Consider the following 11,882-nt stretch of genomic DNA (forward strand, 5'->3'; position numbering starts at 1 on the left):
GGTCTCAGTCGTCGTCGGGCGCGCTGCCCGGCGCGGGCCAGGGGCGGTAGGCGGACATGAGGTGGTCCAGCGCATCCAGGCCGCGCAGCGCCTTCCCCAGTTCAAGCCCGTTGCAGAACTTGTCCAGCGCGTCCTCTGTTCCGTCCTGCCGTTGGAAGTAGGAGGCGGAAGGAAATTCCCACGCCGGCACGTCGAAGCCCAGCGTGGTGAGGTGCCGCGACAGGTGCCGTGCCCGGTCGTCCGACGTGCCCGGCAGGAGGTCGCGGTCGTAGTCCACCGTCGCGCGCGCCACCCCTGCCCCGTCGCAAAGCCGCGCCACGTCCGCCAGCCAGGCATCGAGCATGCCCGCGAAGGCCAGCGCCTGCTCTGCCCGGCCCTCCGGACCCAGAGCAGAGGTGTTGGCGCCGAACCAGACGCCGGTCTCCCGCGCTTTCAGGTAGGAGGCATATTGGTCCAGCCTTCGCCTCGTCAGGATAAGCGCGCCCAGGGCTTGCGTCTTCAGACACTCGCGGAGCGCGGCGAGGTGCACCTGGTGCGGCAGGATCTTCAGCACGATGGCCTTGTCCTGCGGCACTGCCGCGTCCAGCAGCGCCAGCGCCTCGGGAGGGTTCATCCGGAACAGCCGGGCCAGAACCTGCGGACCGCCGGCCCGGTCCGCAAGTTCCGCTTCGAGCTCGGGATGCAGGCTCAGCCCGTAGATGCCTGCTGGGTTGAAGACCTCCGACAGGGCCAGCACGTCCGGCAGTTGACCAAGGATGTCGACCAGCAGGTTCGATCCGGCGCGCGGCCCGGAAAAGACCACCAGCATCCGCTTGTCGCGCGCGGGTTGGGTCAGGTCCCCGGTCATCGCGGGTAGGCGTCCCATGGGAAACGGTCGGTGCGCACCATGCCCGCATGGTCGGCGACGAGCCCGGCCAGTTCGGCGGCGCCCTTGCTGGGTTTCAGCGTGGCCATCCTGGAGCGCATCGCGGCGCGGGCGCCGGGGTCGAGCAGTTCGGCAATCTTCGTGTCGAGCCGGGCCGCGGCGTCGCGGGCGCGCAGGCAGAGGCCGTGGCCCATGATCTCGGCCCATTGCGCGCGCGTAAGCTGGCTGTCCATCTCGGGCGACTCGTTGGGGATGAAGAGCGTGGGGATGCCGCCGTAAAGCTGTTCATGGAAGGCGTTGTACCCCGCGACCCCCACGGCGGCGTCGACGGCACGGCTGTTGAGGTAACTGGGAAATTCGCGGAGCTGGTGGACGCGCCCCTCCGTCCCTTCGGGCAAGGGCGGCCGTTTGGCGAGCGGCGAGACGATGTCCAGCACCCGGACCTTCGCGTGGCGGAGAAGGTGGCGGATCACTTCGGCGCGCAGGTCCTCCGTCGCGAAGTTCGCACCCGAGCCCATCTGCAGCGCCACGACAAGGTCGTCGTCGTCGAAACCGTAGTGACGGCGCGCGGCGGCGCGGTCGTGGCGCGCGGCGGGGTCGATGTGGAGCACGGGTTCCGTGACGTGCGTATTGCCACGCTGGTCACGGGTCGGCCCGAAGTCGAGGTCGCCGGGCAGTTCGCCGGGTTCGATGACGCCGGTGAACGCGTCGGAGACGTTCAGGAAATCCCGGTGGATCTCGCGCCACATGGCCCGCCGCACCCAGAGCGAGACGAGATCCGGGAAGGCGTCGAGCGCATCGATCAGCCCGCCGAAGGCCGCCGTCCCGTCATAGGCCAGAAGCGCGGGCTGCAGGTGGCAGATCAGGTCGTACAGTTCCTCGGCAAACACGGTGTTCCATGTCTCGTGCCCCGCGCCCAGATGGCGGTGGTGCGGCAGGTAGAACACCGGGTAACCCGCATCGGAGGCCACCTTGAGCGAGAAGCTCATGGAGGCAAAGACCGGCTGGAGCGCGTCGCGGGGCAGCCGGTCGGCAATGGCCATCTGCTGTGTCAGGTGTCCGACACCGATGCCGTTCGTGGATACAAACAGGACCGGCGCGCGCGATCGGCGGTCGATCGCGGGCGTTTCCTGCACGATTTTGGGCACCGGGCGTTGCGGCGCAGGGTCTTTCGATACAGAACTGTCGGTCAGGCCGAAGAGCTTGGCCCGTTCCGCGGCGCGCCACGTCACGGCGTGGTTTTCCAGCACCCAGCGGCGGGCGGCTCGGCGCAACGACCGCCAGCGGTCGGGATCGGCGGCGATGGCGCGCACTAGCGGCAGCACCTCTTTCGGTTCGGCGTAAAGCGCGGCCTCGCCGAAAAGCTCCCTGAAGTGCGGCGGCAGTATGGCGACGCAGCCCATGGCAAGCGCTTCGAGGACAGTCCTGCCGAAGGCCTCGCTCCAGGCGCTGTCGTGGTAGTAGACGTAGAAGTCGAGACCGGCGAGGAAGTCCTGCACGCCGTCGAAGTCGAACGGCAGCATGAGCCAGTTGCCCGGTACGGGCTTTTGGTACTTGGCCTGCAGGAAGTCTCCGCCGCCCAGTACGCGCACCTCTATGTCGTCCTCGCCCGCGCCGTAGATCAGCGCGGCATCTTCCAGCGTGTCCGGCCATTTCGAGGGGTCGGGCCGCGCGTGACGTCCCAGCACGATGGTCTTCGGATCGGGTGCGATGCGGTCTGGATCAAACGGCCAGTCCTCCGGCGAGATGAGGTTGATCCAGTCCTCCTCGACCAGCACGCCGGTCTTGCCCTTGCGCGCCCGCAACGACCGGCGCACGACCGGGCTGACCGGGGTGACGAGCACCTCGGGCGACAGCGTCGCGGCGATGACCTCGCACACCGTGTCGAGGTCATATTGGCGTGTGCCCTTGGCATCGACCATCGGGTGGTGCAGGACCAGCACCGCCCGCGCCGCACGCAATGGCAGCCGTGCGCGCGGCAGGTTGGCGAAGACCACCGGGTGGTGGACCAAGGCGATCTGCGCGGTCAGCCGTTCCCATGGCCAGACAACGCGCAGGAAACCGCTTTCGATATGCCGACGGATGCCCGGATGCGACGGCCACGGCAGACCCAGCAGGTGCGCCTTGACCATCATGATGCCGGTGCGCGGCGGGTTGGGCGCCTGTGCCAGCCCGTCGAGCTCGGCGGCGACGGCGGTGGAGGCCCCCCCTTCGAACCGCGGGTCGAGCACGTAGACGAGATCGAGATCCTCCACCGTCAGGCCCGCCCCCCGAAGCGGCGCGCCGCCTCGTCCGCGTAGCCCTGCAGGTCGTATCCGTAGGCGATGGCCCGGCGTGGCCGCCATTTCGAAAGCAGCAACGCGCGCCGATCCTCAAGGTAGCGCGGCCAGTTCACCAGATCCGGGAATGCGGCCATCTGGTCGAAGGAGGGCAGCACCTCGAAGGCGGTCTTCGACTCCATGAAGGGGCGGAAGTCGAGCGCGGAATGCACGAATACAAGCTTGTGGCGGGCAAATCGTCGGCCAAGCTGGGCGATCACCGGCGGCAGAGAGGCGGCCTCGATGTCGAGCGTGAAGACCATGATGACCGACACGTCGTCCGGCAACAGCGCCAGTTCGTCGGAGGGGTCCGGGACCGCAGCGCCGGTCTTCTGCCCGAAACCGAGCATCTGCCTGACCTGCGTCCCTCAGTAATTGAAGCGGGCGCGGTCGTTGACGGTTCTCGTCGACCGGGGTGCCGTCGTGGTGACGGGTGTCGCCGTGGGCACCGCGACACGATGAGGCACGGTTGCCGGTGTGTAGACGCGGGGACCGCAGTCGATGGCGCGTCCACGCGTCGTGCTGCCGGGTTCGCAAAGCCGGGGTTTGTGGGTATCGGCGGGGAGGCAGCCGATCAGGCCGAAGCCGGTGACTGCGAAGGCCATCAATCTGCCAAGACGCGACTTCATGGTGCAAACCCTTTTCGAAAACCAATATTTGACGCATACTTAATTTTGTCCGGAATCTCAAGCACGCAGACGCTGGGTGACCCGCTTTGCGTGCATGGGGTCCACTCCGGACAGTCGGACCCCGGATTTTCGAGGGGTGCGGCTGGTTTGAACAAGTCACTGGTATCCCTGTCCGAATTTCAATTCGAAGTGGTTGAACTATGATTTTGACGGCACGATTCCTCGGGACGATCGGGGTGGCTCTCCTGCTGTGGCTGGGGGTGGCCGGCGGGCTTCTCGCACAGGGGGCCGAGCCGCGCCGTGTCGCGCTGGTGATCGGCAACGCGCGCTACGTCCAGGTGCCCGCACTGGGCAATGCGGTGAACGATGCGCGGTTGATTGCCGACCGGCTGGAGGGCCTCGGCTTCGAGGTCATGTTCCGCACCGACCTGACGCGCCGCGGCTTTCTGGACACCATGACCGAGTTCCGCGAGACGGTGGACGGCGCAGACATGGGGCTGTTCTTCTTTGCCGGGCACGGCGTCCAGTTGCGCGGCACCAATTATCTGCTGCCCACCGACGTGGAACCGGGCAACACCGATTTCCTCAACGCCGAGGCGATCGACCTCGACACGGTGACGCGCATCCTGAACGAGGGCGCGCAGGTGTCGATGGTCTTTCTGGACGCTTGCCGCAACAACCCGTTCGAGGCAACGCGCGGCAGCGACCCGGACACGCGCGGGCTGGCGCGTGTGGCGGCGCAGCGCAACACGCTGATCTCCTTCGCCGCGGCGCCGGGCGAGGTGGCACTGGACCGGGTTGCGGGCAGCGACTTTCAGAACAGCCCGTTTACCACGGCGCTGGCCCGGCATCTCGGTACGCCGGGCGATCCGATCAGCCGTACGATGATCAAGGTGCGGCGCGACGTGCTGGACCTGACCGGCGGGCGACAGGTCCCGTGGGAGAATTCCTCGCTGGTGGAGGAACTTGTGCTGACCAAGGACCCCACCGCGCCGCCCGCGGAGACGGGCGCGCTCGATGCGGAGTTCTGGGACCTGATCGGCGAAAGCGGCAGTGTCGATCTGCTGGAGCGGTTCCTGGAACGGTTCCCCGACAGCAGCTTCGCGCCGGAGGCAGAGGCCCGGCTGCGACGCGCCCGTGCCGCCCGTGAGACCGCGCAGGCCGAACCGACGGAGGCGGAGCTGCGTGCCTTCTACGCCGAACCCGTGCCGCCGGTGATCCTGCAACGGTTCTGGGACTGCGACAGCTGTCCCGAAATGGTGGAGATCGAAGGCTCCGAACTGATCTACGGCACGCCCGACACGGTGGTGCGGGCGCAGTATGACGAGCGCCCTGCCCTGCGTCTGTCGGTGGGCCAGAGACCGATTGCCGTCGCGGTGACGGAGACATCGCAGGGGCAGTTCGACGCTTTCGTGCGGGACACGGGCCACGACTGGCCCGAGGCCTGCCTGATCACCGCCGGCGACGATGCTTTGCCTTCCATGGGATCGCGCAAGGATGTGCCGCAGGACCCGGACCTTCCCGTCACCTGCGTCAGCTGGACCGACGCCAAGGCCTATGCCGACTGGCTGAGCGCGAAGACCGGCGAACGTTATCGCCTGCCCAACGAGATCGAGCACGAGTACCTGGCCGAGGCGCTCTATTTCAACGTCTCGCTCGAAGAGCGGCTGGACGGACGGGGTGTCTGCGACATTGTGAACATCGCCGATTACGGCGCGCCGTTCAGCTGGCGCAACTTCGGCTGCGAGGATGCGCTTGGCCGCGGCGCCTTTCCGGTGCGGTCGCTGAAACCGGACGGCTTCGGTCTGTATCACCTTCTGGGCAACGTCTGGGAGTGGGCCGAAAACTGCTACACCGACCATCCGCAGGCGATGCTGCCACGGTCGCTGATCCTGATCGAGGGCGCCGAGGAATGCGAGCGGCGCTCGGTCCGGGGTGGCGGGTGGAGCGATCCGCTGACCTCGCTCAGCACGTCTAACCGCAACTGGGAACATCCCGATTTCCGGTCCGACACCATCGGATTCCGCGTATTGCGCGAGATGTGAGGCCGGACCACAGGACAAAGGACGACCGACATGACCCGACTGATCCAGACCTGCCTTGCCCTGCTCGTGCTGGCCGCTCCCGCGCGCGCCGTCGAGATTTCGCTGTCCTGCGGGGTGATCGGTGCGCAGTACAACGTCTGCCAGGATTCGGTGGACCGGTGGGAGCGCCGCACAGGCCATACCGTGCGCATCGTGCCGACGCCGCAGCAGACCAACGACCAGTTGACCTTCTTCCGAGAACGCCTGGCCCGACCGGAAAGCGGCGAGGTGATCGACGTGGTGAAGATCGACACGATCTGGGTCAACTTCGTCGAACAATACCTGCTGGACCTGCGCCCCTATTCCGACGGCGCCGAGACTCAGCATTTTTCGGCCCTGGTAGAGAATGCCAGTTTCGAGGGCGAGCTGAAGGCGATGCCGCTCTGGTCCGGGGTGGGGCTGTTCTTCTACCGCAAGGACCTGCTGGAGAAACACGGCGCCACTGTGCCCCGCACCTGGGACGAAATGGAGGCCGTCGCGCGCCAGATCCAGGCGGCGGAGCGGGCTGAGGGCAACCGGATCTGGGGCTACATCTTTGACGGCGCCGCCGGTGAGGGGCTGACCTGCAACGCGATGGAATGGCTGGCGACCATGGGCGGGGCGCAGATCCTGGATGGCGAGGGCCGCGTCGCGGTGGACGATCCCGCCGCCATGGACACGCTGCGCCGGGTCAAGGGCTGGATCGGCGACATCGCCCCGCCCGAAGTGACGACGCTCAACAACGAGAGCGCGCGCGAGATGTTCCAGAACGGCGGCGCGGTCTTCATGCGCAACTGGCCCTATGTCTGGGCGCTGGCGCAAGAGGACTGGAGCAAGGTCAAAGGCAAGGTCGGCGTGACCACCCTGCCCGGCGGCGAAGCAGGCTCTGGCGCGGGCACCAGCGGCGGCTGGTATCTGGGCGTGTCGCAGGACAGCGCGCATCCCGAAATCGCTGCCGATCTCGTGATGCACATGACCTCGAAGAACGAACAACTTCAGCGCGCGCTGTTCAGCAGCGTGAACCCGACGCGGCCAGAGCTGTATTCCAACCCCGACATCCGCAACATGTCGGACTTCTTCGGAGAGATCTTCGCGGCGCTGCAAACCGCGATCAACCGGCCCAACGCCGAACTGCGGGGCAGCTACACCTTTGTGTCGGACCGCTGGTCGGCGGCCGTCAACGCCTATCTTGCCGGCGAGGCGGACGACCCGCTGACCCTTTTCGCGCCGTTGCAGGAGCAGCTTGCGCGGCTGGAGCGACGCGGCTGGTAGGTCTCAGGCTCAGATCAGGGTCCAGATCGGGACCAGTTCAGACCCCGATCATGCCCTGAGTCCGTCGACGAATATATCGAGCAGCCGCAACACCTGCGCGCGCCAGTCCGGCCCGGGTTCGCGCGCATAGCAGAGCGCGTACATCGCCTGTAGCAGATCTTCGGCGGTGACGCCGTCCCGAAGAAGGCCCGCCTGCTGACCCTTGGCGATCAGGGCGTTGACCGATCCGGTGATGCGGGCCGAAAGCTCTGCGTATGTCTGCTTGGCGTCCTCGGTCATCACCATCGACAGGGCGCCCAGCATCCCGCGCTTGGTTTCCACCATCGCCACGTTGGCATGCAGCCAGCCGCGCAGCGCGGCCACCGGGTCGTTGGTGCCATCCAGCCCTTCGGCCAGGTCGGCCAGTTGCTCCATCTCGCGGCGGAAGACCGCGTGGAACAGTTCCTCGCGATTCGGAAAGTGGCGGTAAAGCGTGCCGATTCCCACGCCCGCGCGGCGCGCCACAGCCTCCAGGCTGGCGTTCGGACCACCCTGCCCCAGCACGCCCTTGGCCGCCTCGATCAGCAGATCGCGGTTGCGGGCGGCATCCGCACGCGGCTTTCTCTTGCGCGTTTCACACAAACGCACGCTCTCCTCTTGATAAACGGAGGCATCCTCCGTATAACTGTAGCACGGGATGGGCGCGGTGCCTTCCCAATACGGACCTTAAGGACTTCCTCGCCCGGGTGCGAGGGACCGGCTTTCATAAAATCATCACAAAGGAGGGACGGATGTCTTACTCCATCTCGCTGACCCTGAACGGGGTCGCACGCGATGTCGCGCTGGACGATCCGCGCGTCACGCTTCTCGATCTGTTGCGCGAACGGCTGGCGATGCCCGGCACCAAGAAAGGCTGCGACCGCGGGCAATGCGGTGCCTGCACGGTGCTGGTGAACGGAAAACGGATGAATGCCTGCCTGACGCTGGCCGTCACACTGGACGGCGCCGAGGTCACGACGATCGAAGGACTGGCGCAGGACGGCGCCTTGCATCCGGTACAGGCGGCGTTTGTCGAGCATGACGGGTTCCAGTGCGGATATTGCACGCCGGGCCAGATCATGAGCGCCGTGGGTCTGATCGCCGAGGGCGCGGCGGGCGACGATCCCGACCGCATCCGCGAAGGCATGAGCGGCAACATCTGCCGGTGCGCGGCCTACCACGGCATCGCGCTGGCGGTGCAGGACGCGACACGCCGGATGGCGGACAAGACGGAGGGTGCGGCATGAAACGGTTCGATTTCATTCAACCTGCGTCGCTGTCCGAGGCGCTTGGCGCCTGGCATCCCGGCGCGGTCTGGCTGGGCGGCGGCACCAGCCTTGTCGACCTGATGAAGACCGGTGCGGCCACACCCGACACGGTCATCGACATCACCCGCCTGCCCGGCCTGCGCGGCATCGACGTATTGCAGGACGGCGCCACGCGGATCGGTGCGCTGGTCTCCAACGCCGACCTCGCCCGCGACGAAGGCTTTGCCAGGCGTTTCCCCATGGTGGCGGAGGCGCTGCTGTCCGGTGCGTCGGGGCAGTTGCGCAACGCGGCGACGGTGGCGGGGAACCTGTTGCAGCACACCCGCTGCGCCTATTTCCAGGACCCGAACGCGGCCTGCAACCGCCGTCATGCCGGATCGGGCTGCGATGCCCGGGAAGGACTGAACGAGGGCCACGCGGTGTTGGGCTGGTCGGAAGGCTGCATCGCGACCCACCCGTCCGACTTCTGCGTGCCGCTGGTGGCGCTTGGCGCCGTGGTGGAGATCGAGGGCCCGAAAGGCACACGCGACGTGGCGCTTGCGGATTTCCTACGCCTCCCGGGCGACACGCCGGAACGCACCACAGCGCTGAATGCCGATGAGCTTGTCACCGGCCTGAGGCTGCCCGCCGGTGCCGAGGCGTTTGCAGCCCATGCCCGCTATCTCAAGGTGCGCGACCGGACGTCCTTTGCCTTTGCCCTGACCTCTGCCGCCGCCGCGCTGCGGATGGAGGGTGGCGTGATCGCCGAGGCCCGGCTGACGCTTGGCGCCGTGGCGGCGCGCCCGTGGCGCGTGGCAGAGGCCGAGGCGATGCTGGCCGGTCAGGCGCCGGATGCCGCGCTGTTCGACAGGGCGGCGGGCGCGGCGATGGCTGGGGCTGCGCCGTCGGGCGACAACGGCTGGAAGATCGACCTGGCCATCCGCACCGCCGCGCGCGCGCTGACACTTGCGGCCAAAGGTACGCCGGACCGCATGCCCGCCCTGCCCGCATCACCCTTCGGACCGACCAAGGAGGCCCAACATGCCTGACACCCTTTCCCCCCAGGTCCGTTTCGGATCGAACGCCGGCCAGCCCGTCACGCGGCGGGACGGCATAGCCAAGGTCACCGGCGCCGCGACCTTTGCCGCCGACAACCTGCCCGACGGTTTGCTGCATGCGGTCTACGTCCCCGCCACCGTCGCGCGGGGTCGTGTCGCGTCGCTGGATGTTGCGGCGGCAGAGGCGCACACTGGCGTGACAAAGGTCTACACTCCGGCCAACCGCCCCCCGCTGCAAGGCAGCCCGGACGACAAGCCGAACATGTTCTCCATGCGGATCGAGGCGTTGCAGGACGACACCGTGCGCTATGCCGGTCAGCCCATCGCGCTGGTGGTGGCCGAGACGCTGGAGGCGGCAACAGAAGGCGCGCGCCTGCTGGCACCGCGCTACGAGACGGAGGTGCCGCGCGTATCGCTGGCGGACGAGCCGGCACTGAAGATCGAGGGGGCGGGTTTCGGCAAGCCGTCGGACACCACGCATGGCGATCCCGGCGCGGGTCATGCCGCCGCCAACACCGCCGTGGACGTCACCTACACCACGCCCGCGCAGTATCACAACGCGATGGAGATGCATGCCGTCGTGGCCCAGTGGGACGGTGACCGCCTGACCCTCGATATACCGAGCCAGGCACTGATGCTGACCTGCGAGGCCTACGCGTATTTCCTGGGCATTCCGACGGAGAACGTGACCCTCCGCAGCCCCTACCTTGGCGGCGGTTTCGGGTCGAAGGCCTTCACCACCGGGCCGCAGCTTCTGGCGATCCTCGCGGCGCGGGACACGGGGCGGCCGGTCAAACTGATGCTGACTCGAAACCAGATGTTCGGGCCGGTCGGCCACCGTGGCGCCACGCTGCAGCGTTTGCGTCTTGGCACGGATGCCGAAGGTGCGCTGAAGGTCATCGACCACGAGGGCATCTCGGCAGTGTCGAGCTTCGACGAGTTTGTCGAACCGGCACCGAACGCCACGCAAGGGCTCTATGCCGCCGGGGCGTTGCGGTCGCGGCACCGGATGGCGCGGCTCGACGTGGGCACGCCGGGCCCGATGCGGGCGCCGGGCGAGGCATCGGGCTCTGCCGCGTTGGAAGGCGCGATGGACGAGATGGCGGAGGCGCTTGGCATGGACCCGTTGGCCTTCCGCCTGAAGAACTACGCAGAGGCCGAGCCAGGCACCGGGCGCCCCTATTCGTCGAAGGCGCTGCGCGAGTGCTATGAACAGGGTGCGGCGCGCTTCGGCTGGGCCGACAGGCCGCTTCAACCGCGCACGATGCGGGACAGCGACGGGATGCTGACCGGCTGGGGCATGGGCACCGCGCTGTTCGGCTGCCCGATGTTCGCCGCCGACGCCCGCGCCACACTGCGCGCGGATGGCAGCGCGCTGGTCGAGACCTCTGCCGCCGACATGGGGCAAGGCGCCTGGACCGCGCTGGCGCAGATCGCGGCGGACAGCCTTGGCCTGCCGCTCGACAGAGTGGAGTTCCGGGCCGGGCATTCCTCCCTGCCAAATGGCGGGGTTGCGGGCGGCTCCGGCCACACGGCGACGGCGGGCGGTGCGCTTCATGCGGCAGGTGGCGACGTGCTGCGGCAGTTGGGCGAAATCGCCAGCGCCGACCCGGGCTCTCCGCTGTTCGGGGCGGGCAACGCCGGGTTCGTGGCGCGGGACGGCAGGCTGTTTGTGGAGGGCGACGACAGCCGCAGCGACAGCTTTGCCGATATCTTCGCCCGCAACGGCTGCGTCGAGGTCACGGGCGAAGGCAGCGCCGCGCGCGCCGCGGAACATGCGCAAAGGTTCGCGATGTACTCCCACGGCGCGGTCTTTGCCGAGGTGAAGGTCGATCCGTCTCTGGGTCAGGTGCGGGTCACGCGCATGGTCGGCGCCTTTGCCGCGGGCCGGATCATCAACCCGAAGCTGGCCGAGAGCCAGTTGATGGGCGGCATGATCTGGGGGCTGTCCTTTGCGCTGCACGAAGCGGCGAAACAGGACCCCCGGCGCGGGCATATCGTCAACGGGGACCTCGCGGGCTACCACGTGCCGGTGAACGCCGACGTTCAGGGCCTTGAGGTCATCACGGTGCATGAGGACGACCCCTTCGTGAACCCGCTCGGCATCAAGGGCGTGGGCGAAATCGGCATCTCCGGGACAGTGGGCGCGATCGCCAACGCCATACGGCATGCCACCGGGCGGCGGGTCCGGAATTTTCCCATCCGGGTGCGCGACCTCGTCGGCGCGGGCGACTGATCCCGCCTGTCGAGACCAAAGAAAAAGGGCCCCCACCGGGGCCCTTTTGAGTTTCGCGAACAAGGCTCGATGATTCACCGCCCGAGTGTTTTTCTGCCTGCGTCCTTGTTCACGCTCAGGGCCAGCGCACCGGCCCCAGAAACGGATGGCTTCAGTCCCATCCACAACCGGCGCGC

10 protein-coding genes are annotated in these 11,882 nt (G+C 67.6%); 5 read left to right on the top strand and 5 right to left on the bottom strand.

What is annotated here, in order from left to right:
• Positions 1 to 4: 4 nt before the first annotated feature.
• From ABFK29_RS12370 to ABFK29_RS12385, 4 genes are read right to left on the bottom strand one after another with little or no spacing between them, the layout of a single operon-like run.
• Positions 5 to 865 carry a hypothetical protein gene (locus ABFK29_RS12370; protein WP_157136539.1) on the bottom strand — a complete coding sequence of 287 codons (861 nt, stop codon included), beginning with the start codon at positions 863 to 865 and terminating at the stop codon, positions 5 to 7.
• Complete coding sequence (locus ABFK29_RS12375) at positions 844 to 3,120, bottom strand: glycosyltransferase family protein (RefSeq protein WP_005860803.1); 2,277 nt, start codon at positions 3,118 to 3,120, stop codon at positions 844 to 846. The genes ABFK29_RS12370 and ABFK29_RS12375 overlap by 22 nt, the downstream gene beginning before the upstream one ends.
• A 2-nt stretch (positions 3,121 to 3,122) precedes the next feature.
• A complete protein-coding gene (locus ABFK29_RS12380) occupies positions 3,123 to 3,533 on the bottom strand; it encodes a hypothetical protein (RefSeq protein ID WP_005860805.1) in 411 nt (136 codons plus the stop codon).
• A gap of 18 nt (positions 3,534 to 3,551) precedes the next feature.
• The gene (locus tag ABFK29_RS12385) at positions 3,552 to 3,812 is read right to left on the bottom strand and encodes a hypothetical protein (protein WP_040604784.1); all 261 of its coding nucleotides are present in this window, start codon (positions 3,810 to 3,812) and stop codon (positions 3,552 to 3,554) included.
• A gap of 236 nt (positions 3,813 to 4,048) precedes the next feature.
• Between ABFK29_RS12385 and ABFK29_RS12390 the strand changes: the two genes are divergently transcribed.
• The gene (locus ABFK29_RS12390) at positions 4,049 to 5,857 is read left to right on the top strand and encodes an SUMF1/EgtB/PvdO family nonheme iron enzyme (RefSeq protein WP_347099608.1); all 1,809 of its coding nucleotides are present in this window, start codon (positions 4,049 to 4,051) and stop codon (positions 5,855 to 5,857) included.
• A 30-nt stretch (positions 5,858 to 5,887) separates the two neighbouring features.
• Positions 5,888 to 7,147 (top strand): ABC transporter substrate-binding protein, encoded by a 1,260-nt coding sequence (locus ABFK29_RS12395; RefSeq protein WP_005860813.1) that lies wholly within the window; start codon positions 5,888 to 5,890, stop codon positions 7,145 to 7,147.
• A 48-nt stretch (positions 7,148 to 7,195) separates the two neighbouring features.
• Here ABFK29_RS12395 and ABFK29_RS12400 read toward each other — a convergent pair whose 3' ends face one another.
• Positions 7,196 to 7,774, bottom strand: coding sequence for a TetR/AcrR family transcriptional regulator (locus ABFK29_RS12400; RefSeq protein WP_040604785.1), 579 nt, complete (start codon positions 7,772 to 7,774; stop codon positions 7,196 to 7,198).
• A gap of 143 nt (positions 7,775 to 7,917) precedes the next feature.
• Between ABFK29_RS12400 and ABFK29_RS12405 the strand changes: the two genes are divergently transcribed.
• Genes ABFK29_RS12405 through ABFK29_RS12415 form a run of 3 tightly spaced genes read left to right on the top strand, consistent with a single transcriptional unit; the run spans position 7,918 to position 11,706 of the window.
• On the top strand, positions 7,918 to 8,412 hold the full coding sequence (locus ABFK29_RS12405; protein WP_005860817.1) for a (2Fe-2S)-binding protein: 495 nt from the start codon (positions 7,918 to 7,920) through the stop codon (positions 8,410 to 8,412).
• Complete coding sequence (locus ABFK29_RS12410) at positions 8,409 to 9,461, top strand: FAD binding domain-containing protein (RefSeq protein ID WP_005860819.1); 1,053 nt, start codon at positions 8,409 to 8,411, stop codon at positions 9,459 to 9,461. Before ABFK29_RS12405 ends, ABFK29_RS12410 begins: the two co-directional genes overlap by 4 nt.
• Entirely contained in the window at positions 9,454 to 11,706 is a 2,253-nt protein-coding gene (locus ABFK29_RS12415) for a xanthine dehydrogenase family protein molybdopterin-binding subunit (protein WP_005860821.1), read from the top strand. The genes ABFK29_RS12410 and ABFK29_RS12415 overlap by 8 nt, the downstream gene beginning before the upstream one ends.
• The last annotated feature ends 176 nt before the right edge of the window (positions 11,707 to 11,882 follow it).

It is taken from the genome of Sagittula stellata E-37, assembly GCF_039724765.1.
GTDB lineage: Bacteria > Pseudomonadota > Alphaproteobacteria > Rhodobacterales > Rhodobacteraceae > Sagittula > Sagittula stellata.

Excerpts from the sequence above, each read along its gene's own strand:
- ABFK29_RS12415 (WP_005860821.1), top strand. The coding sequence starts at position 9,454 with ATGCCTGACACCCTTTCCCCCCAGGTCCGTTTCGGATCGAACGCCGGC.
- ABFK29_RS12410 (WP_005860819.1), top strand. The coding sequence starts at position 8,409 with ATGAAACGGTTCGATTTCATTCAACCTGCGTCGCTGTCCGAGGCGCTT.
- ABFK29_RS12395 (WP_005860813.1), top strand. The coding sequence starts at position 5,888 with ATGACCCGACTGATCCAGACCTGCCTTGCCCTGCTCGTGCTGGCCGCT.
- ABFK29_RS12405 (WP_005860817.1), top strand. The coding sequence starts at position 7,918 with ATGTCTTACTCCATCTCGCTGACCCTGAACGGGGTCGCACGCGATGTC.
- ABFK29_RS12385 (WP_040604784.1), bottom strand. The coding sequence starts at position 3,812 with ATGAAGTCGCGTCTTGGCAGATTGATGGCCTTCGCAGTCACCGGCTTC.
- ABFK29_RS12380 (WP_005860805.1), bottom strand. The coding sequence starts at position 3,533 with ATGCTCGGTTTCGGGCAGAAGACCGGCGCTGCGGTCCCGGACCCCTCC.
- ABFK29_RS12370 (WP_157136539.1), bottom strand. The coding sequence starts at position 865 with ATGGGACGCCTACCCGCGATGACCGGGGACCTGACCCAACCCGCGCGC.